This is a genomic window from Streptomyces pyxinae, from assembly GCF_024756275.1.
Lineage (GTDB): Bacteria > Actinomycetota > Actinomycetes > Streptomycetales > Streptomycetaceae > Streptomyces > Streptomyces pyxinae.
This window is the reverse complement of sequence record NZ_JANUGQ010000001.1, coordinates 656,761-675,660: the sequence shown is the minus strand read 5'-3', so window position 1 is coordinate 675,660 and position 18,900 is coordinate 656,761. Positions and strand designations below refer to the sequence as shown.

At 74.3% G+C, this 18,900-nt stretch carries 22 protein-coding genes; 11 read left to right on the top strand and 11 right to left on the bottom strand.

Going from position 1 to position 18,900, the window contains the following annotated elements:
- The first annotated feature begins 63 nt into the window (after positions 1–63).
- Complete coding sequence (locus NX801_RS02830; RefSeq protein ID WP_258785109.1) at positions 64–420, top strand: hypothetical protein; 357 nt, start codon at positions 64–66, stop codon at positions 418–420.
- Between the two features lie 259 nt (positions 421–679).
- Here the strand turns inward: NX801_RS02830 and NX801_RS02825 are convergent, their stop codons facing one another.
- From NX801_RS02825 to NX801_RS02800, 6 genes are all read right to left on the bottom strand, one after another.
- Complete coding sequence (locus NX801_RS02825; RefSeq protein ID WP_258785108.1) at positions 680–1,576, bottom strand: aldehyde dehydrogenase family protein; 897 nt, start codon at positions 1,574–1,576, stop codon at positions 680–682.
- Positions 1,569–3,005, bottom strand: a complete 1,437-nt coding sequence (locus NX801_RS02820; RefSeq protein ID WP_258785107.1) for an aldehyde dehydrogenase family protein — start codon at positions 3,003–3,005, stop codon at positions 1,569–1,571. The genes NX801_RS02825 and NX801_RS02820 overlap by 8 nt, the downstream gene beginning before the upstream one ends.
- Positions 3,006–3,010: 5 nt before the next feature.
- Positions 3,011–3,958, bottom strand: coding sequence for a deoxyribose-phosphate aldolase (gene deoC, locus NX801_RS02815; RefSeq protein ID WP_258785246.1), 948 nt, complete (start codon positions 3,956–3,958; stop codon positions 3,011–3,013).
- Between the two features lie 217 nt (positions 3,959–4,175).
- Complete coding sequence (locus tag NX801_RS02810) at positions 4,176–4,616, bottom strand: hypothetical protein (protein ID WP_258785106.1); 441 nt, start codon at positions 4,614–4,616, stop codon at positions 4,176–4,178.
- The gene (locus NX801_RS02805; RefSeq protein ID WP_258785105.1) at positions 4,613–4,930 is read right to left on the bottom strand and encodes a hypothetical protein; all 318 of its coding nucleotides are present in this window, start codon (positions 4,928–4,930) and stop codon (positions 4,613–4,615) included. Before NX801_RS02805 ends, NX801_RS02810 begins: the two co-directional genes overlap by 4 nt.
- A complete protein-coding gene (locus NX801_RS02800) occupies positions 4,927–5,184 on the bottom strand; it encodes a hypothetical protein (RefSeq protein ID WP_258785103.1) in 258 nt (85 codons plus the stop codon). Before NX801_RS02800 ends, NX801_RS02805 begins: the two co-directional genes overlap by 4 nt.
- Before the next feature lie 108 nt (positions 5,185–5,292).
- On the opposite strand from NX801_RS02800, the gene NX801_RS02795 reads away from it, so the two are divergent.
- From NX801_RS02795 to NX801_RS02780, 4 genes are all read left to right on the top strand, one after another.
- Positions 5,293–6,120, top strand: coding sequence for a helix-turn-helix domain-containing protein (locus NX801_RS02795; protein WP_258785102.1), 828 nt, complete (start codon positions 5,293–5,295; stop codon positions 6,118–6,120).
- Complete coding sequence (locus NX801_RS02790) at positions 6,117–6,308, top strand: DUF397 domain-containing protein (protein ID WP_258785101.1); 192 nt, start codon at positions 6,117–6,119, stop codon at positions 6,306–6,308. Before NX801_RS02795 ends, NX801_RS02790 begins: the two co-directional genes overlap by 4 nt.
- Positions 6,309–6,446: 138 nt before the next feature.
- Positions 6,447–6,638 carry a DUF397 domain-containing protein gene (locus tag NX801_RS02785; RefSeq protein ID WP_258785100.1) on the top strand — a complete coding sequence of 64 codons (192 nt, stop codon included), beginning with the start codon at positions 6,447–6,449 and terminating at the stop codon, positions 6,636–6,638.
- Between the two features lie 153 nt (positions 6,639–6,791).
- Complete coding sequence (locus tag NX801_RS02780) at positions 6,792–7,454, top strand: PH domain-containing protein (protein WP_258785099.1); 663 nt, start codon at positions 6,792–6,794, stop codon at positions 7,452–7,454.
- 28 nt (positions 7,455–7,482) lie between these two features.
- Here the strand turns inward: NX801_RS02780 and NX801_RS02775 are convergent, their stop codons facing one another.
- The gene (locus NX801_RS02775) at positions 7,483–8,736 is read right to left on the bottom strand and encodes a hypothetical protein (RefSeq protein ID WP_258785097.1); all 1,254 of its coding nucleotides are present in this window, start codon (positions 8,734–8,736) and stop codon (positions 7,483–7,485) included.
- 241 nt (positions 8,737–8,977) lie between these two features.
- Positions 8,978–9,916, bottom strand: coding sequence for a GlxA family transcriptional regulator (locus NX801_RS02770; protein ID WP_258785095.1), 939 nt, complete (start codon positions 9,914–9,916; stop codon positions 8,978–8,980).
- Positions 9,917–10,170: 254 nt separating this feature from the next.
- Here NX801_RS02770 and NX801_RS02765 point away from each other — a divergent pair, with 254 nt between their 5' ends.
- The 3 genes from NX801_RS02765 to NX801_RS02755 are packed head-to-tail and all read left to right on the top strand — an operon-like array spanning position 10,171 to position 11,911.
- A complete protein-coding gene (locus NX801_RS02765; RefSeq protein WP_258785094.1) occupies positions 10,171–10,833 on the top strand; it encodes a DJ-1/PfpI family protein in 663 nt (220 codons plus the stop codon).
- The gene (locus NX801_RS30965; protein ID WP_428986049.1) at positions 10,830–11,624 is read left to right on the top strand and encodes a protease; all 795 of its coding nucleotides are present in this window, start codon (positions 10,830–10,832) and stop codon (positions 11,622–11,624) included. The genes NX801_RS02765 and NX801_RS30965 overlap by 4 nt, the downstream gene beginning before the upstream one ends.
- A 2-nt stretch (positions 11,625–11,626) precedes the next feature.
- On the top strand, positions 11,627–11,911 hold the full coding sequence (locus NX801_RS02755) for a DUF3817 domain-containing protein (RefSeq protein WP_258785093.1): 285 nt from the start codon (positions 11,627–11,629) through the stop codon (positions 11,909–11,911).
- A 104-nt stretch (positions 11,912–12,015) separates the two neighbouring features.
- Here NX801_RS02755 and NX801_RS02750 read toward each other — a convergent pair whose 3' ends face one another.
- Both NX801_RS02750 and NX801_RS02745 read right to left on the bottom strand, forming a co-directional pair.
- Positions 12,016–13,677, bottom strand: coding sequence for a phospho-sugar mutase (locus tag NX801_RS02750; protein ID WP_258785092.1), 1,662 nt, complete (start codon positions 13,675–13,677; stop codon positions 12,016–12,018).
- Between the two features lie 229 nt (positions 13,678–13,906).
- A complete protein-coding gene (locus tag NX801_RS02745) occupies positions 13,907–14,710 on the bottom strand; it encodes a purine-nucleoside phosphorylase (RefSeq protein WP_258785091.1) in 804 nt (267 codons plus the stop codon).
- A gap of 465 nt (positions 14,711–15,175) precedes the next feature.
- Between NX801_RS02745 and NX801_RS02740 the strand changes: the two genes are divergently transcribed.
- Positions 15,176–15,691, top strand: coding sequence for a hypothetical protein (locus NX801_RS02740; protein WP_258785090.1), 516 nt, complete (start codon positions 15,176–15,178; stop codon positions 15,689–15,691).
- 103 nt (positions 15,692–15,794) lie between these two features.
- The gene (locus NX801_RS02735) at positions 15,795–16,358 is read left to right on the top strand and encodes a TspO/MBR family protein (RefSeq protein WP_258785089.1); all 564 of its coding nucleotides are present in this window, start codon (positions 15,795–15,797) and stop codon (positions 16,356–16,358) included.
- A gap of 5 nt (positions 16,359–16,363) precedes the next feature.
- On the opposite strand, the gene NX801_RS02730 is transcribed toward NX801_RS02735, so the two are convergent.
- The gene (locus tag NX801_RS02730) at positions 16,364–17,392 is read right to left on the bottom strand and encodes a LysR family transcriptional regulator (RefSeq protein WP_258785088.1); all 1,029 of its coding nucleotides are present in this window, start codon (positions 17,390–17,392) and stop codon (positions 16,364–16,366) included.
- A gap of 206 nt (positions 17,393–17,598) precedes the next feature.
- Between NX801_RS02730 and NX801_RS02725 the strand changes: the two genes are divergently transcribed.
- Entirely contained in the window at positions 17,599–18,780 is a 1,182-nt protein-coding gene (locus NX801_RS02725) for an MFS transporter (protein WP_258785244.1), read from the top strand.
- Positions 18,781–18,900: the final 120 nt, after the last annotated feature.

The window sequence follows — 18,900 nt, the reverse complement described above, 5'->3', positions numbered from 1 at the left end:
AACACGAAGCCGGGCAGGGGCGCGGGACGCGCAGGACCACAGGACCGACAGTTGGGAACTCCCATGGCACCCATGGCACGACGTACGCCGCGCTCACTGCTGAAGGCCGGGCTCACCCTCACGGCACTCGGGGCCGCGTTCGGCGCCACCGGCGGGACCGCCCAGGCCGCGCCGCGGAACCTGGACGTGCTGGCGGCGGTACAGGGCGCGCTGGAGGGCGGGGTGGCGGTGGTGCCGTCGGCCGTGAAGACCGTACGGGAGATCAGGATCAACCCGCTGGCCGGCACGGGTACGGACCCGCTGAGCAACGGCGTCGGCACCCAGGTCGCGGACTTCCCGGCGTTCAACACCACCTCGGTGACCGGCACCCTGACCAGTCCCGGGACGCTCCCGCTCGTGGGCCCGCTGCTCGGCGGCTGACCGCCCGTCCCGCCCGACGCCCCGGATACGAGAAGGGCCCCGCCGCCCCCGGACGGAGGGGCGACGGGGCCGTTCACGCCGTTCGGCACACACCGGCGCACGTCAGCGCACGCAGGCGCGAGCCGGTACACGGGTCAGCACCCGACCGGCGCGCCGATCAGTACACCGGGCACCGATCAGACCGATCAGTACGCCGGGCACCGATCAGACCGGTCAGACCGATCAGTGCGCCGGACACCGGTCAGGACGGTCAGACCGGTCAGTACGCCGTACCCGAGGCGCCCAGGGAGCCCGTCGGGTGCCAGACGGTCTTGGTCTCCAGGAACGCGGTCAGCCGGTGCGTACCCGGGTCGGCGGTGAAGTCCGCGTCCGCCGGGCCCGGGCGCAGCACGCGCTTCAGGTTGTCGGCGGCGGCGATCTCCAGCTCCTTGGCGAGCTCGGGGCCCGCCCCGGTCAGGTCCAGCGCGTTGACGTCCTGGTGCGCGGCGAGCGGGGCGCCCAGCTCGGCGGCCTTGCCGGACAGCACGTTGACCACCCCGCCCGGCAGGTCGGAGGTGGCCAGCACCTCGCCGAGGGCCAGCGCGGGCAGCGGGGACCGCTCGGAGGCGATGACCACGGCGGTGTTGCCGGTGGCGATCACCGGGGCGATCACCGAGACCAGGCCCAGGAACGACGACTCCTGGGGGGCCACGATCGCGACCACGCCGGTCGGCTCGGGCGTCGACAGGTTGAAGAACGGTCCGGCGACCGGGTTGCCGCCGCCCACCACCTGGCCGATCTTGTCGGTCCAGCCTGCGTACCAGACCCAGCGGTCCACGGCGGCCTCGACCTGCGCGGCGGCGGCCGACTTGGAGAGCCCCTCGGCGTGCGCCACCTCGTGGGCGAACTGGTTCCGCCGGCCCTCCAGCATCTCCGCGACCCGGTAGAGGACCTGGCCCCGGTTGTACGCGGTGGCGCCGGACCAGCCGCCGAACGCCTTGCGCGCCGCGACGACCGCGTCCCGGGCGTCCTTGCGGGACGACAGCGGGACATTGGCCAGCCAGGTGCCCTTGTGGTCCGTCACTTCGTACACCCGGCCGCTCTCACTGCGGGGGAACTTCCCCCCGACGTACAGCTTGTAGGTCTTGAGGACGCTCAGACGAGAAGACTCAGACATCGAGGTACGCCTCCAGGCCGTGGCGGCCGCCCTCGCGGCCGAAGCCCGACTCCTTGTAACCGCCGAACGGCGAGGTCGGGTCGAACTTGTTGAACGTGTTGGCCCAGACGACACCCGCGCGCAGCTTGTTCGCGACGGCGAGCATCCGGGAACCCTTCTCGGTCCAGATGCCGGCCGACAGGCCGTACTGGCTGTTGTTGGCCTTGGCGACGGCCTCGTCCGGGGTGCGGAAGGACAGCACCGACAGGACCGGGCCGAAGATCTCGTCCCGGGCGACGGTGTGCGCCTGGGTGACGTTGGTGAACAGCGTCGGCGCGAACCAGTAACCGGCGGACGGCAGTTCGCACGCGGGGGACCAGCGCTCGGCGCCCTCGGCCTCGCCGGTGTCCGCGAGCGCGGTGATCCGGGCGAGCTGCTCGGCGGAGTTGATCGCGCCGATGTCGGTGTTCTTGTCCAGCGGGTCGCCCAGCCGCAGGGTGGTGAGCCGGCGCTTGAGCGCGTCCAGCAGCTCGTCCTGGATGGACTCCTGGACCAGCAGCCGGGAGCCGGCGCAGCAGACCTGGCCCTGGTTGAAGAAGATGCCGCTGACGATGCCCTCGACCGCCTGGTCGATCGGTGCGTCGTCGAAGACGATGTTGGCGCCCTTGCCGCCCAGCTCCAGGGTGAGCTTCTTGCGGGTGCCGGCGACCGTGCGGGCGATCTCCTTGCCGACGGCGGTCGAGCCGGTGAAGGCGACCTTGTCGATCCCCTCGTGGCCGACCAGCGCGGCGCCCACGTCCCCGTATCCGGGAAGGATGTTGACGACACCCTTCGGCAGTCCCGCCTGGCGGCAGATGTCCGCGAAGAACAGGGCGGAGAGCGGGGTGGTCTCGGCCGGCTTCAGCACCACGGTGTTGCCGGTGGCCAGCGCCGGGGCGATCTTCCACGCCAGCATCAGCAGCGGGAAGTTCCACGGGATGACCTGGCCGGCCACGCCCAGCGGACGCGGGTTCGCGCCGTATCCGGCGTGGTCCAGCTTGTCGGCCCAGCCCGCGTAGTAGAAGAAGTGCGCCGCGACCAGCGGCAGGTCGACGTCCCGGGTCTCCTTGATCGGCTTGCCGTTGTCCAGGGTCTCCAGGACGGCCAGCTCGCGGGAGCGCTCCTGGACGAGCCGGGCGATCCGGAACAGGTACTTGGCCCGCTCGGCGCCGGGCAGTGCCGACCACTTCTCGAACGCCTTGCGGGCGGCGGCCACCGCGCGGTCCACGTCCTCGGCGCCCGCGCGGGCGACCTCGGAGAGCACCTCCTCGGTGGACGGGGAGACGGTCTTGAAGACCTGGCCGTCGGCGGCGTCGGTGAACTCGCCGTCGATGAAGAGCCCGTACGACGGCTTGATGTCGACGACCGCGCGGGACTCGGGCGCGGGCGCGTACTCGAATGCGGATGCCATGGTGATCAGTCCACCGTCACATAGTCGGGGCCGGAGTAACGTCCGGTGGCCAGCTTCTGCCGCTGCATGAGCAGGTCGTTGAGCAGGCTCGACGCGCCGAACCTGAACCAGTGGTTGTCCAGCCAGTCGGCACCGGCCGTCTCGTTCACCAGCACCAGGAACTTGATCGCGTCCTTGGTGGAGCGGATGCCGCCGGCCGGCTTCACACCGATCTGGATGCCGGTCTGGGCGCGGAAGTCGCGGACCGCCTCCAGCATGAGCAGGGTGTTGGCCGGGGTGGCGTTGACGGCCACCTTGCCGGTGGAGGTCTTGATGAAGTCCGCCCCGCCCAGCATCCCGAGCCAGGAGGCGCGGCGGATGTTGTCGTACGTGGAGAGCTCGCCGGTCTCGAAGATGACCTTCAGCCGGGCGGCGCCCGAGGCCTCCTTCACGGCCGTGATCTCCTCGTGGACCTTCAGGTAGTGACCGGCGAGGAAGGCCCCGCGGTCGATCACCATGTCGATCTCGTCCGCCCCGGCGGCGACGGCGTCGCGCACGTCCGCCAGCTTCACGTCGAGCGCGGCCCGGCCGGCCGGGAAGGCGGTCGCCACCGAGGCGACCTTCACGTCCGTGCCCGCCAGGCCGGCCTTGGCGGTGGCCACCATGTCGGGGTAGACGCAGACCGCGGCGGTACGGGGAGTGGTGCGGTCGGTCGGATCGGGGTTGACGGCCTTGGCGGCGAGCGCCCGGACCTTGCCCGGGGTGTCCGCGCCTTCCAGGGTCGTCAGGTCGATCATGGAGATGGCCAGGTCGATGGCGTACGCCTTGGCCGTGGTCTTGATCGAGCGGGTACCGAGAGACGCGGCGCGCGCTTCGAGACCGACGGGGTCGACACCGGGCAGCCCGTGCAGGAAGCGCCGCAGTGTGCTGTCGGACGCGGTCACGTCAGCGAATGCGTTGGCAGTAGTGGGCATGGTCACCAGGGGAGCATATCTACGCGCGTAGCTTCCTGTACACCCCCGCCCGAACACAGAACGGCAACGGTCCGGACCCGACCCGAAAACCGCCCCCGGGGCCCCGGCCTCGACCCCGCACGTACGGCCCCGCCCGGCCGCCGACCCTTGACGGCGGCCGGGCGGGGGGGTGGGCCCCTCCGGGCGGCGGGATCCGTTGTCGCTGCCCGGAGGGGTGTCAGTGGGCCCGCTGCCACCAGTGGCGGCGGGCGGGGGCGGGGAGGTGGAGGGGGCGGATGGTGAGGGTGTAGCGGCAGTCGGTGTCGGGGACCGTGACGGTCAGGGGTACGCCGGCCTTGAGGTGGGCGCGGGCGGCGCGCTGGTCGGCCGGGTCGGCGGCCCAGACGCGGAGTTCGGCGGGGCAGTCGGGGACCGGGGTGACCGGTTGGCGCATGGCCTCGGTGACCCAGGCGGCACACGCGGGGTCGGGGTCGAGGCGGTCGGCTATGCGGCGGGCCTCGCCGCGGAGCCAGCGCAGGGCCAGGACCGGGGAGAGGGTCTGCCAGGTGCCGAGGACGTACCGGACGACCCGGCCCGTGCTGTAGACCGGGCCCTCGGCGGCGACCTCGCACCAGTAGATGGCCGGCTCCGCACTCGTCGTGTCCGTGTCCGGGTTCATGTGGGTGGCAGCCGGGACAGCATCGCCGCCGCCGCGCGCTCGATCTCCCGGCGTCTGGCGGGTGGGGTGCACCACCAGCGGACCGCCATCCGCAGCCGCGCCCGGTAGTGGTGGAGGTGGCTGCGGAGGTCGTCCGCCCGGAGCCGCAGGGTCTCCCAACGGCTGGGCGGTGGGCCGGAGTCCGGGGCCGGGTCCGTGAAGATCCGTGCCAGGAGGTCGATGTCGTTCTCCTGGCAGTACGCGGCGAGGTTGGCGGCCAGCACGGCGCGGACGCGGGCCCGGCGGCGCAGGGGCCGTAAGCGGTGGCGGGTCACAGCACCTCACCCCGCGAACGGGCGTTGGCGCGGGCCGTCTTGGCCCTTATGCGCTGCTCCGGGTTGGCCGGCCGTACGTCGGCGGGGTCGGCGGTCCACTCGACCCCGCCACCCATCGGCCGCAGGAACCAGCGCCCGCACTCCTCGCCCCGGAACTCACCGACCCGATCGCGGACCAGGTCCACCATGAGGGTTCCGGGAAGCGGGAGTTGCGGGGGCTCGGGTACTCCATCCGGGTAATCGTCCGCACACATAAGCCCACTCCTCTCCGTAGTGATTTCACTACCGGGAGCACTCAGGTTGGACTACGGTCGGACCGTCTTCAACTTGCGTTGGGTGCTCGGAGAGTGAGGTGGTCGCAGGTGAACCGCAAGGAGTTGGAGCCCGAGGAATCGCCCCAGGCGCGCTTCGGGGCGAAGTTGCGCGAGGCCAGGGACGCGCAGGGCCTGACCCAGGACCAGGTGGGTACCAAGGGAGGCTGTTCGGGGACGCATATTTCCGCCGTGGAAACTGGTCGTCGGCCTCCTACTCTGCGTTTCGCTCGCAAAATGGACCGGGCGCTCGGCACCGGGACCAAGTTCCAGCAGATGAGCAAGGGCGTCCGCTACGCGACCCTCATCGAAGGGCTTCCGGGGTTCCTGGAGCGCGAGGCCAAGGCGGCGGAGATCCGGCTGTACGAGGTCGGTGTCATCCCGGGACTGCTCCAGATCCGGGAGTACGCGCTGGAGCTGGCGGAGAGCGCCGTCAGGCGGAAGACGATCACCCCTGAGCAGGCGGAGGAGCGCATAAGGCTGGTGGAGCAGCGGCAGGCCAGCCTGGAGCGGACCCCGCCCCCGCTGATCTCGGCGGTGCTGGACGAGAGCTGTCTGCGCCGACCGGTCGGCAGCCCGGCCGTGATGCGGAAGCAGTACGACCGGCTGCTGGAGTTCGCCGCGCTGCCCAACACGGTGCTCCAGGTGGCCCCGTTCGGGATGGGAGCCGATCGCCCGTTTGACTTGCCGGTCACCTTGCTGACGATGCCGGACCGCTCGTTGGCGTCGTACGCCGAGTCCGCGCACCGAGGCCATCTCGAACGAGACAGTGACTTCATCGTGCCGCTGCTGACGGACTACCATCAGTTGCAGGCCAATGCGCTCTCCCAGTCCGAATCCGTGGCATTGATCAAAGAGTTGCGAAAGGGCACCACGTGAACACCGAATCCCCCCGCTGGTTCAAGTCCTCGTACAGCAACAACGGCGGCCAGTGCGTCGAGGTGGCCGCCAACCTGGTCGCGACGCACGGCGTGGTCCCGGTCCGGGACTCCAAGGACTTGAGCCGGCCGTCCCTGGCGGTCTCCGCCGGCGCCTGGGCCTCCTTCGTCGGCATGGTGCGCGGCTGACGTTTCGGCCTGCTGAGCCCCCGCCGTTCCCCTTTCGGGAGTGGCGGGGGCTTTCGCGTCCTACCATCGGCCACAGACCGGGGCGCTCACTCGGACGGCCCCGGTGCCGGCGCTCGACCAGTCGCGAAAGGGCATCCCGTGAAGAACGCATCCCCCCGCTGGTTCACGTCCTCCTACAGCGAGAACGGTGGCGTCTGCGTCGAGGTGGCCACCAACCTCGCCGCCTCGCACGGCACGGTCCCGGTCCGGGACAGCAAGACCCCGACCGGCCCCTCCCTCGCCGTCTCCGCCGAAGCCTGGACGACCTTCGTCGCCATGACCCGCCACTGACCGCCCCGGTGCGACCGGTCCCCGCCACTCCTCCGGGGGTGGCGGGGACCGAGCACGGTCGGTGCCTCGCCGGGGGTCCGGGGCGGGGCCGGCCGCCGGCGCCGGTCCGGGTTGCCGGGAGGGGGTGGGAGGGGGTGAGGCAGAATCGGGGGCATGACGAGTGGCCGCCCGGATTCCAGTCCCGACGAGCCGGCCGAGCCGGCCGAGCCGGTGTACGCCGACCGGTCCTACCGGTCGGTGCCCGGCATGGTGGGCGGCGGGCTGATGCTCGCGCTGGCCTGCTGGTTCGCGGTGGACGGGCTGATCCGGGGGTCGGGGCGGACGCCCTGGCTGGCGCTGGCCGGGCTGCTGCTGGTGGTGCCGCTCGTGGTGGCCTTCACCTTCCGGCCGGCCGTCTTCGCCAACGACGACCGGCTGCGGGTGCGCAACCCGTTCCGGGACATCGTGCTGCCGTGGGCCCGGGTGGCCGACGTACGGGCCGGGTACTCCAGCGAGGTGCTGCTGCGGGACGGCAGCAAGTTCCAGCTGTGGGCCGTCCCGGTCTCGCTGCGCCAGCGCAAGCGGGCCGCCCGGCTCCAGGCGCGAGCCTCCCAGGACGACCCGCACGGCCGGACCCCGGTCACCGCCGACGTGACCGACGTCCAGGCCCGTACGGCCCAGGCGGACCGGACCATCACCGAGCTGCGGGACCTGGCCGAGCGGAATGCCGACCGCCCGGGCGCGCAGGGGACCGTACGGGTGCGCTGGGCGTACGAGATCCTCGGCCCGGCCCTCGCCGGTGGCCTGCTTCTCGTGGTGCTGCTCGCGCTCGGCTGAGCGGCGGGACCCCACGGGCCGGGCGGCTCTACGGCGGTCCCGTCCAGACGAGCAGCATGCAGCCGCCCGCCCAGGCCGACACCAGCGCCGCCGCGCCCAGCACCAGCAGCGCCACCGGTGGCCGGGCGCGGCTCACCGCCACCGCGACCGGCAGCAGCAGCGGGAAGCCGGGCAGCAGGAAGCGGGCGCGCGGGAAGTAGACCCCACCACTGCCCAGCACCACCAGCAGCAGCGCCCCGCAGAAGACCAGCAGGGCGAGCGGCTGCCGGTCGGCCAGACAGAGCAGATACAGCGCCACCGACCCGGCCAGCACCACCGACACCAGCACCAGGAAGAGCTGCGGGGTCCGGTCGTACAGCAGCAGCTCGCGGAGGTTCCGCAGGGTGACGGCGCCGCCGTCCCACTGGTTGCGCCAGAGCCGCTGCACCGCGAAGTAGCCGTCCCAGCGTCCCAGCCGCGCGCCCACCCAGCCGGTGTAGCCGAGCCAGCCGAGCGGCGCGGTCAGCGCGGCCAGCAGCGGCCCCCGCCGGGCGGTCCCGCCGGGTGCCCGGTACGCCGCGACCAGTCCGGCCGCCGCGACCGCCGCCGCCACCGCGATCCCGGTCGGCCGGGTGAGCCCCGCCGCCACCGCGAGCCCGGCCGCCCACCCCCAGCGCCTCGCCAGCACCGCGTAGAGCGCCCAGGCGGCCAGCGCGGTGAACAGCGACTCGGTGTACGCCATCCACTGGACCGCGCCGACCGGCGACGCGCCCCACAGCACCGCGAGCGCCGTCCCGGCGCGCCGGCCGCAGAGCCGGTCGCCCACCGCGAAGATCCCCCAGGCGGCGGCGAGCGAGCACCCCACGGCCAGCACCAGCGCCACCGCGCCGGGCGACCCGGGCGACCCGGGCGACCCGGGCGACCCGGGCGACCCGGGCGATCCGAGAGACCCGGGCGTCACCGCCGAGGCCGCCCTGATCAGCGCCGGGTAGAGGGGGAAGAACGCCAGATTGTTGGCGTCCAGCGCGGTGCCCAGCCGGTCGGTGTAGCCGTGGGCCGCGATGTCCAGGTACCAGCGCGAGTCCCAGGTGCCCGCCAGCACCGGGCGCAGCCCATGGCCCTTGAGGTGCGCCCAGCGGGCCAGCACCAGCAGCCCGGACAGCCGCACCGCCAGGTACCCGAGCAGTGCGGGAGCGGCGTACCGGAGGGACCGCGCGGGCCGCTTCCGCCCGGGCGGGCCGCCCGCCGGCGCGGGTCGCCGGGAGGCGGGGACGGCGGGCCGGTCGGTGATCACCGAGGGCATGGGACGCTCCGGGGACTCGGCTGCGGTACGGGTGCCGGAACCCGGGACCCCGGGCCCCGGCACCCGCCTTCACCCTCCCGGCGCGTCCCCGCCGCCCACCGGAACGCTGCGGCGGACGGCGTACGGATTCACCCGGCCGGAGCATGTCCGGGCCCGTGCCTGGGCGGGTGTCGAGTGACAACTGTGGACAGCTGTCAGCCGACGACTGTCAGCCGACGACTGTCAGCCGACCGTACGGCGGTCAGCCGAAGGTCCGGCGATAGGTGACCGGGCTGACGCCCGTCGTGCGCTTGAACCGGTCCCGGAAGGCGGTCGCGGAACCGAAGCCGACCTGGGCGCCGATGCGCTCCACCGAGTGATCGGTGGTCTCCAGCAGATGCTGGGCCTGCCGCACCCGCGCCCGGTGCAGCCACTGGAGCGGGGTGGTGCCGGTCTGCTCGCGGAAGCGGCGCATCAGCGTGCGGGTGCTGGTCCCGGCGTGCGCGGCGATCTCGGCGAGGGAGAGCTCCCGGGCCAGGTTCTCGCGCAGCCAGTCGAGCAGCGGTTCCAGGGCGGACCCGGCCGGGGCGGGGGAGTGGTCGTGGACGATGAACTGCGCCTGGCCGCCCTCGCGTTCCAGCGGCATCACGGACAGCCGGGCGGAGTCGGCGGCCACGGCGGAGCCGTAGTCCCGGCGGACCATGTGCAGACAGAGATCGAGCCCGGCCGCCGCGCCGGCGGATGTCAGAATCTGTCCGTTGTCGACGTACAGCACGTCCGGATCGACCTCCACCGCCGGGTAGGCGGCGGCCAGCTGGTCGGCGGCGATCCAGTGGGTGGTGGCCCGCAGTCCGTCCAGCAGCCCGGCCTCGGCCAGCACGAAGGTGCCGACGCAGATGGAGGCGATCCGGGTGCCCCGGGCGGCGGCGGCCCGCAGCTCCTCCCGTACGGCCGCAGGCAGCGGCGGCACCGGGGCGGTCGTGCCCGGCACGATCACCGTGTCCGCGTCCCGCAGTCCCTCCAGACCCCACGGCGCCCGCAGTGCGAACGCGCCCGCCGCCACCTCGGGCCGCTCGGCGCACACCCGGATCCGGTAACCGGGCCGGCCGTCGGGGAGCCGGGCGCGCGAGAAGGTCTCGATCGGGGTGGCGAGATCGAAGGGGATCACCTGGTCGAGAGCGAGGACGGCGACGGTGTGCATGGCCAGAACGTATCCGGCCGCCGACCGCTCGCCAACCCGCCTGAGCGGCCGGAACGCCCGGCATCGCGGTGCGTCGCCCGCCTGTCACTATCCCGTTGAAAGCTGGCGATCCTGCCACTGGGCGGGCGGCCGTCCGGCGCCTACCGTCGTCCCCGGACCGGCCCCTCGGTTCCCGCCGCCCCGGGGTCCGTACGTCCGCCGCACCGCATCCGCGAGCACCCGTACGCCCCGCGTACGCCACTGGAGGGACCCGTATGCCGCACATCCAGATCGTCCTCTTCGACGGCTTCGACCCGCTCGACGTCGTCGCCCCCTACGAGGTCTTCCACGCGGGCGGCGCCGCCACCGGCGGGGCGGTGACCGTGGAGCTGGTCTCCGCCGAGGGGCCCCGGGAGGTGCCCAGCGGTTCCGGGCCCCTGACGCTGCGGGCCACCGCCGCGCTCGACCCGGCCCGCGCCGATCTGGTGCTGGTCCCCGGCGCCTCCGGCCGGCTCGGTGAGCCCGAGGAGGGTGAAGAGGCGGGGGAGTACCTCTCCGTACGGCTCCGCCGCGCCGTGGAGACGGAGCTGTCGGCCCTGCTCGGGGCGGCGATGGCGGACCCCGGCACCACGGTCGCCACGGTCTGCGGCGGCTCGGTGATCCTGGCGTACGCCGGGCTGCTGAAGGGCCGGTACGCCACCACCCACCATCTGTCCGCCGACGATCTCCCGGCCGCCGGGGCCCACTCCGTACGGGCCAGGGTGGTGGACGACGGCGACCTGGTCACCGGCGCCGGGGTGACCTCCGGGCTCGACCTGGCCCTGCATCTGCTGGAGCGGGAGTCCGGCCCCCGGATCGCCCACGCCGTCGAGGAGCTGTTCGCCCATGAGCGCCGGGGCATCGTCTGGCGCGCGGCCGGTCCCGAGGCGCGGCTGTGAACAAGCTGCTGCTCTCGCTCCATGTGGTGGCGGCGATCCTGGCGGTCGGGCCGGTCGCGGTCGCGGCCAGCATGTTCCCGGCCGCGCTCCGCCGGGCGGGGGAGGACCCGGGCGCCTCCGCCACCACCCTGCGGCTGCTCCACCGGATCTGCCGGGTCTACGCGTACCTCGGCCTCGCCGTCCCGCTCCTCGGCCTGGCCACGGCGAGCGGCATGGGGGTGCTCGGGGACACCTGGCTGATCGTCTCCATGGCGCTGACCGCCCTCGCCGCCGCGCTGCTCGCCTTCCGCATCCTGCCCGCCCAGGCGCTGGCCCTGGCGACCGCCGGTGCGCCGGGCGCGGAGGCCGCCGGTGCGCCGGGCGCGGGGGGTGGTGAGGGGGCCGCCACAGTCGCCGGGGGAGCTGAGGGGGCCGTCGCGGGGGGAGCCGCCAGCGCCGGGAGCCCCGGCCCCGCGAGCTCCGGGCCCGCCGACCCCGGGCCTGGAAGCCCCGGCCGCGCGAGCCTCGGGCCCGGGAGCCCCGGCCCCGCGGCCGCCGACGAGGCCCCGGGCTCCGCCGAGGCTCCGGACCGCCGCCGGACGGCGAGCCCCGGGCCCGGGAGCCCCGGCCGCGCCGACCCCGGGCCTGGAAGCCTCGGCTCCGCGAGCCCCGTCGCGACCCCGGCCGCCGACGAGGCCCCGGGCCGCCTGGCGGCGAGCCGGCTGGCCATGCTGACCGGCGTCTTCAACCTGCTCTGGGCCGCCGTCACCGTACTGATGATCGTCCGCCCCGGCTCGACCACCGGAGCCTGACCGTGGAACCTGCGAACCCCCGGGAACCCCTGCCACTGCTCCGCGTCGCCGCGGCCACCGAGCTGGTCTCCCTCGCCCTGCTGCCGGCCAACCTGTGCACCGTCCATCTCCCGGCCCTGGCCACCCTGTTGGGCCCGCTGCACGGCTGTGCCTACCTGGTCGCCGTCGCCGCCGTCCGGCGCCATGACCGCGCCTCGCTCCCCGTCCGGCTGCTCGCCCTCCTCCCGGGCGCCGGCGGCCTCCTGGCCCTCCGCCGCCTGGACCGGGCCGCCGCCGCGACCGCCTGAACCGGCCGGGAGCGGCCCGGTACCCGTACGGGCCCGGTACGGGTACGGGCCCGCCGGGAGGAGGTCCTCCTGACGGGCCCGTACGAGAAGCGAGCTGCCCGGGGTCAGATTCCGGCGGCTGCCGCCAGGTCGCGCTTGAGGGCGGTGAGGACGCCGGTGGCGCGGGCGCGGGCGTCGGCCAGCCCGTCCCGGGAGGCGACCGGGACGACGACCTCCAGATAGCACTTGAGCTTGGGCTCGGTGCCGCTGGGGCGGACGATGACCCGGGCCCGGTAGTCGCCCGCCAGGTGGTAGCGGAGGCCGTCGGTGGGCGGGAGCGCGGCCGTGCCCTTGGTCAGGTCCTCGGCGCTCGCCACGGTCAGCCCGGCCAGCTCGGCCGGCGGCTGCTCGCGGAGCCGGGCCATGGCGTCCGCGATGACGCTCAGGTCCTCGACGCGTACCGAGAGCTGGTCGGTGGCGTGCAGGCCGTGGGTGACGGCCAGCTCGTCCAGCAGGTCGGAGAGGGTACGGCCCTGCTCCTTCAGCTCCGAGGCCAGCTCCGTGACGAGCAGCGCGGCCGTCACGCCGTCCTTGTCGCGTACGCCCTCGGGGTCGACGCAGTAGCCGAGCGCCTCCTCGTAGCCGTACCGCAGACCGTCCACCCGGGCGATCCACTTGAAGCCGGTCAGGGTCTCCTCGTACCCGGCCCCGGCCGCCTCCGCGATGCGGCCGAGGAGCGAGGAGGAGACGATCGACTCCGCGAAGACCCCGGTCGCGCCCTTGCGCACCAGGTGCGCGGCGAGCAGCGCGCCCACCTCGTCGCCGCGCAGCATCCGCCAGCCGCCCCCGGCCGCCGGGTCGGGCACGGCCACGGCGCAGCGGTCGGCGTCCGGGTCGTTGGCGATCACGATGTCCGGCCGGGCCTCGCGCGCGGTGGCGAAGGCCAGGTCCATGGCGCCGGGCTCCTCCGGGTTGGGGAAGGCCACGGTCGGGAAGGCCGGGTCCGGCTCGGCCTGCTCGGCCACCAGCACCGGGGCGGGGAAGCCGGCCCGCTCGAAGGCGGCCAGCACCACGTCCTTGCCGACCCCGTGCATGGCCGTGTAGACCACCTTCGCGGTGCGCGGCGAACCGGCGGCGAGCACGGCGTCGGTGCGCTCCAGATACGCCTGGAGCACCTCGTCGCCCAGGGTCTCCCAGCCGCTCTCCGGGCGGTCCACCCCGGCCAGCGGGCCGACCGCGTCGATCTCGGCCGCGATCTCGCCGTCGGCGGGCGGCACGATCTGGGAGCCGTCGCCCAGATAGACCTTGTAGCCGTTGTCGCGCGGCGGGTTGTGGCTGGCGGTGACCTCCACACCGGCGACGGCGCCCAGATGCCGTATGGCGAAGGCCAGTACGGGCGTCGGCAGCGGGCGGGGCAGCACGGCGGCCCGCAGCCCGGCGCCGGTCATCACGGCGGCGGTGTCCCGGGCGAAGTCGGCCGACTTGTAGCGGGCGTCGTAGCCAATGACCACCAGTCCGCCGGCCTGGCCCTTGGCCCTGAGGTAGCCGGCGAGCCCGGCGGCGGCCCGGATCACCACGGACCGGTTCATCCGCATCGGCCCGGCGCCCAGCTCGCCACGGAGCCCGGCGGTGCCGAACTGCAGCGTGCCGGCGAAGCGGGCGGCCAGCTCGGCCGTCCCCTCGGCGCCCTGTGCCGACTCGATCAGCCGGGCCAGTTCCTCGCGGGTCTCCGGGTCCGGGTCCTCGGCGAGCCACGCCTGGGCCCGCGCGATCAGCTCCTGCGCCACGGTGTTGTGCCTCTCAGGTCAGATGGGGGGTGGGACGGGGCTCGTACGCGGGGACTCCCCCGTACGAGCCCGTACGGGCGACATCCGTGCACGGATCCGGTACGGGGTCCCGTACCCGGGTTCCGTACCCGGGTCCCGTGCTCGGGTTCCGTGCCCGGGGGAGGGTGCGGGCCTCCGTACGCGCCCGGTCCTGCGGCGGCCGGGCGCGAACGGGAGCGGGCGGGGCCGCTCAGAGGCGGTTGAGCACCTTGGTGAGCAGCTCGCCCATCCGGGCCGCCGAGTCACGGCCGGCCTGGAGGACCTCCTCGTGGTTGAGCGGCTCGCCCGAGAGGCCGGCCGCCAGGTTGGTGACCAGGGAGATGCCGAGCACCTCGGCACCCGCCTCACGGGCCGCGATGGCCTCCAGGACGGTGGACATGCCGACCAGGTCGCCGCCGAGCACCCGGACCATGTTGATCTCGGCCGGGGTCTCGTAGTGCGGGCCGGGGAACTGGACGTAGACGCCCTCCTCCAGGGTGGCGTCCACCTCCTTGCAGAGCGCCCGCAGCCGCGGCGAGTAGAGGTCGGTGAGGTCCACGAAGTTGGCGCCGACGATCGGGGAGGCGGCCGTCAGATTCAGGTGGTCGCTGATCAGCACCGGCTGACCGGGGCGCATGCCCTCGCGCAGCCCGCCGCAGCCGTTGGTCAGGACGACGGTCTTGCAGCCGGCCGCCACGGCGGTGCGCACCCCGTGGGCGACGGCGGCGACGCCCCGGCCCTCGTAGAAGTGGGTACGGCCCAGGAAGACCAGCGCGCGCTTCTCACCGATCCGGTACGAGCGGATCTTGCCCCCGTGGCCCTCCACGGCCGGCGGCGGGAAGCCGGGCAGCTCGGTCACCGGGAACTCGGCCTCGGGCGTCCCCAGCGCGTCGGCGGCCGGAGCCCAGCCGGAGCCCATCACCAGGGCGACGTCGTGGGTCTCGGCGCCGGTCAGCTCGCGCAGGCGCGCGGCGGCCTCGTCGGCGGCGGCGTGGGGATCGGCAATAGCGTTCAAGAGTCTCTCGCCTCGCGAAGGTCACCCGGCCGTCTCTGCCGGGGGTCCGGGCGGCGTCCCGGAAGAGTGCAGTACGCACCCGAGCCTAGCGCTCCTTCGCCTACGCGCGTAGATGGCGGCGCGGACGGACACGGGATCGTTGTCTTGTCGTTTCCCACGACGTCGCGTCGTCTCCCGCGACCGGGTGGCTGCCGGGGGGACTCCGTCGCCCCGGGGGCCGGCCGCTGCCCCGGGGGCCTGCCGCGCCGGTGGGCTCGGGAGGCAGTCGCGCCGGTGGGATCGGTGGTGGCCCGGTGACCTCGTGGCCAGGCCCCGGTCCCCGTGGTCCGGCTGGACTCCGTGGCCCGGCTGGACTCCGTGGTCCAGTGGGCCCTGTTCGGTCCCCCGGGAGGGTGAATCGCGGGTGTGGCTCCCTTCTCCGGCCCGGGTGCGGGTAGCCGCTCCCGGACGTGAGGAGGCGACTGCATGATGTTGACCCTGCACTCGGAGGATGCCTCGACGGCCGATGCCCGGGCGCTGACCGGGGAGTACGTGAGTGAGCACTGCCCCGCCGCCGACCTGGAGGGTGTGCGGCTGGTGGTCGGAGAGCTGGTCGGTGAGGCCGAGCGGAACAGCGGCGGCTGGCGGCTGGCCGTATGGGCCGAGCGGGAGCTGGTACGCGTACGCATCGAAGGCGCGGACGGCACGGACGGCACGGAGGACGCGGAGAACGCGGACCGACCGGAGGGGCCGCAGGGGTCCGGGAGCGCCGCCCGGTCGCGGCCGCGCGGCGGGGGAGCCGGGGTCCCCGGGCTCCGGCTGGCGCTGTGCAGTGCCGACCGGCTGACCTTCTCGGCCGCCCCGGACGGCAGGCGGCTGGACGCGGTCTGGGAGTACCCGGCCGAGGCCGGCCCCCGGCGCGGCACGGAGCACCCGTCCGGCGCCCGCGCCCCGGCCCCCGGCCCCGTACGGACGCTCATCCCGCGCCCCCGGCGGCGGTGAGGAGCCCGGGCGGCGGCGCGGGCGCCCGGGTACCCCTGCCGGGGGCCTGAGCCGGGCCGGGCGGGGCACCCGTACCGCAGGGCTGCACGGAGGAGGTGCCGGAGTGGCGGTACGGAGGCGGGCCGGCCGGCCGGGCGTCCCCGGGGCGCATCGGGCACGCGAGGCGTACCGGACGTACGCGGCCGGTGCCGTGGCGGTGGCGGCTTCGGCGGTCGCCGGGGCGCGGGCGGTGGACCCGGACAGCGACTGGTACCGCTCCCTGGACAAGCCGCCATGGCAGCCGCCGCCCCCGGTGTTCGGGCTGGTGTGGACGCCGCTGTACGCGAGCATCGCCTGGGCGGCCGGCCATGCGCTGCTCCGGGCCCGGCCGCCGGGCGAGCGGCGGTCCCTGGGTGCCGCGCTCGCGGTGAACCTGGCGCTCGACACCGCCTGGAACCACCTCTTCTTCGGGCGCCGCAGCATCCGGGCCGGGCTGCTCGGGACCCTGCTGCTCGACCTGAGCAACGTGCAGCTGATCCGGCGTACCGCGCGCTCCGACCGGACGGCGGCCCGGGCCCTGGTGCCGTACGCCCTCTGGTGCGCCTTCGCCACCGCCCTCAACGCCGACCTGGCCGCCCGGAACCGCGCCGGGGCCCGGACCCGGGCGACCTGCGGCAGGGTGTCCTGACCGGACTAGTCCAGTGCCCCGGCCACCGCTTCGGCGAAGGCGCGGACGCGGGCGTTCTCGCGGTCGGCGCGCCAGACCAGGCCGAGGGCGGACTCGGGGAGGCCGGTGACGGGGACATAGGCGACGTCGCGGCGGTGGTGGTACTCGGTGGTCGGGTGGCAGAGCAGCATCACGCCCCGGTTGGCGGCCACCAGGGACAGGCCCTCCTGGAGGGTGCCGACCGCGGGGCCCGGGGGGACCGGGGCGCCGGAGGGGGTACGGGTGGGGGCCTGGACCTCGCGCCAGTACTCCGGCGCCGGGGCGGCCACCCCGACGAGCGGTGAGCCGGCCAGCTCCTCGGCGTCCACCACCGGCCGGCCGGCGAACGGATGGCGGCGGGAGACCGCCAGATACTGCGGCTGGCGGGAGAAGACCGGACCGAGCACCAGCGCCGGCTCCTCGACCGGCAGCAGCACCACGGCGGTGTCCACCTCGTCCCGGTGCAGCGGGCCGAAGGGATCGGAGAGCGGCAACTCGGTGATCCGGGTGGCGCATTCGGGATACCGCTCCTCGAACTCCCCGACCACATCCATGAATCCGTAGCCGAACACACCCTGGAAGCCGATCCGCAGCGGGCCGCTGACCCCGAGGGCCGCCGCGCGGGCGTTCTCGACGGTGGCGCGCAGGGCGGTGTAGGCAGGGCGCAGGGCGCCGAGGAAGTCCGCGCCGAGCGGGGTCAGTTGGACCCGTCGGCTGGTACGGTCCACCAGCCGGGCGCCGATGCGCTGTTCCAGGGCGCGGATCAGCTGGCTCACCCGGCCCTGGGAGACGTACAGCCGCTGTCCGGTCCGCCCGAAGTGCAGTTCCTCCGCCAGGACCAGGAAGCACTCCAGCTCCCGGATCTCCACGGTGCCCGCCGGTGTGTGCTCCCCGCCGGTGGTGCGGGGGGTGCCGGCGGCGGTGCGGGTGATCCCGGCGGTGGTGCCGGCGGTGGTGCCGGTGGTGGTGCGGACGGTGCCGGCGGTGCCGGTGGTCTCCGGGCCGGTGACTGCCATGGTGGTGCCCCTCCCCAGTGGCGGGTCCCGCGCCGGCCGTACGCGCGGTCACGCCGTCGTTCGATTAGCTCACCTCATGGAAGCATGAGAACTTCGCGCTTGTTCCCGTCCGGGCCCCGGAGTTGGCTTGAGCCATGGCAAAAGTTGACGACCTGTCCGTACAGGCGCCCGCGCCGGGGAGATCCGCGAGGAGCGGGTGGCCCGCGGTGGTGGCCGTGGCGGCCGGCACCTTCACCGTGGTCACGTCGGAGATGCTGCCGGTGGGCCTGCTCACACCGATCAGCGGCTCGCTCCGGGTGAGCGAGGGCACCGCCGGACTGACGCTGACCGTCACCGGTCTGGTCGGCGCCTTCTCCGCGCCGCTGGTCACCTCGGCGGTGGGCCGGATCGACCGGCGGCTGGTGCTCTGTTCCCTGATGGTGCTGCTGGCGGCGGCCAATGTGCTGGCCGCCTGGTCGCCCAACTTCGCGGTCATGATGGTGGCCCGGGTGCTGATCGGCATCGGCATGGGCGGCGTCTGGTCGCTCGCGGGCGGTCTGGGGATGCGGCTGGTTCCGGCCAAGTCCGCCGGACCGGCGACCTCCATGATCTTCAGCGGTATCGCCATCGCCTCGGTGCTCGGTGTGCCGGCCGGCGCGTACATCGGTGAACTGGCGGGCTGGCGCGAGGCGTTCCTCGCCGTGGCCGGTCTTGCGCTGGTGGTCACCGCCGCCATGGCCGTACTGCTGCCTCCGCTGCCCGCCGAGGAGGCGGTCGCGCTGGGCGGGGTGATGCGGCTGTTCGGCAACGCCCGGGTGGCCACCGGACTCGCGGTGGTGGCCCTGCTGGTGACCGGCCACTTCGCCGCGTACACCTATGTCCGGCCGATCCTGGAGGACGTCTCCGGGGTCGGGGCCTCGATGATCGGCACCCTGCTGCTGGTGTACGGAATCGCCGGCATCGCGGGCAACTTCCTGGTCGGCGCCCGGGTGGGCCGGTCGGTGCGCGGGACCCTGCTCCTCCTCAGCGCGGCGCTGGCCGCCTCGGTGCTGCTGGTCCCGCTGCTCGGGCTGTCCGTGGCGGGCGCCGCGATCCTGCTGGTGGTGTGGGGCCTGGCCTACGGCGGTGTGTCGGTGAGCACCCAGACCTGGCTGGCGCTGGCCGCCCCGCAGGCCCGGGAGGGCGTGACCTCCCTGTTCGTGGGCGTGTTCAACGGGGCCATCGCGCTGGGCGCCTTCGCGGGCGGCCGGGTCGTGGACGGCTTCGGCACCCGGTCGGTGCTGTGGCTGGGCGGCGCGCTGGCGCTGGGTGCCCTGCTGGTCACCGCGCTCGGGCGGGTGCCCTCGGTGGCCGCCACGCCGCCCGCCGGTGCCGCGCCCGCCGGTTCCGGGGGTGGCTCCGGGGGCTGAGCCGGGGGCCGGGCCGGGCGGCCGGGCTCCGATACCCGGAGATCCCCGGCCGCCGGTCGGCGGCCCCCTTCGAACCCGAACCTGTAGTCGAACCCCCCGCCGTCGGGCCGGCCGTGTGCC

Bases quoted from the DNA above. Each gene is read 5' to 3' on its own strand.
- NX801_RS02770 (WP_258785095.1), bottom strand. From the start codon at position 9,916: ATGCACACCGTCGCCGTCCTCGCTCTCGACCAGGTGATCCCCTTCGAT.
- NX801_RS02730 (WP_258785088.1), bottom strand. From the start codon at position 17,392: ATGGCAGTCACCGGCCCGGAGACCACCGGCACCGCCGGCACCGTCCGC.
- NX801_RS02740 (WP_258785090.1), top strand. From the start codon at position 15,176: ATGATGTTGACCCTGCACTCGGAGGATGCCTCGACGGCCGATGCCCGG.
- NX801_RS02820 (WP_258785107.1), bottom strand. From the start codon at position 3,005: ATGGCATCCGCATTCGAGTACGCGCCCGCGCCCGAGTCCCGCGCGGTC.
- NX801_RS02825 (WP_258785108.1), bottom strand. From the start codon at position 1,576: ATGTCTGAGTCTTCTCGTCTGAGCGTCCTCAAGACCTACAAGCTGTAC.
- deoC (WP_258785246.1), bottom strand. From the start codon at position 3,958: ATGCCCACTACTGCCAACGCATTCGCTGACGTGACCGCGTCCGACAGC.
- NX801_RS02800 (WP_258785103.1), bottom strand. From the start codon at position 5,184: ATGTGTGCGGACGATTACCCGGATGGAGTACCCGAGCCCCCGCAACTC.
- NX801_RS02775 (WP_258785097.1), bottom strand. From the start codon at position 8,736: ATGCCCTCGGTGATCACCGACCGGCCCGCCGTCCCCGCCTCCCGGCGA.
- NX801_RS02810 (WP_258785106.1), bottom strand. From the start codon at position 4,616: ATGAACCCGGACACGGACACGACGAGTGCGGAGCCGGCCATCTACTGG.
- NX801_RS02780 (WP_258785099.1), top strand. From the start codon at position 6,792: ATGACGAGTGGCCGCCCGGATTCCAGTCCCGACGAGCCGGCCGAGCCG.
- NX801_RS02830 (WP_258785109.1), top strand. From the start codon at position 64: ATGGCACCCATGGCACGACGTACGCCGCGCTCACTGCTGAAGGCCGGG.
- NX801_RS02765 (WP_258785094.1), top strand. From the start codon at position 10,171: ATGCCGCACATCCAGATCGTCCTCTTCGACGGCTTCGACCCGCTCGAC.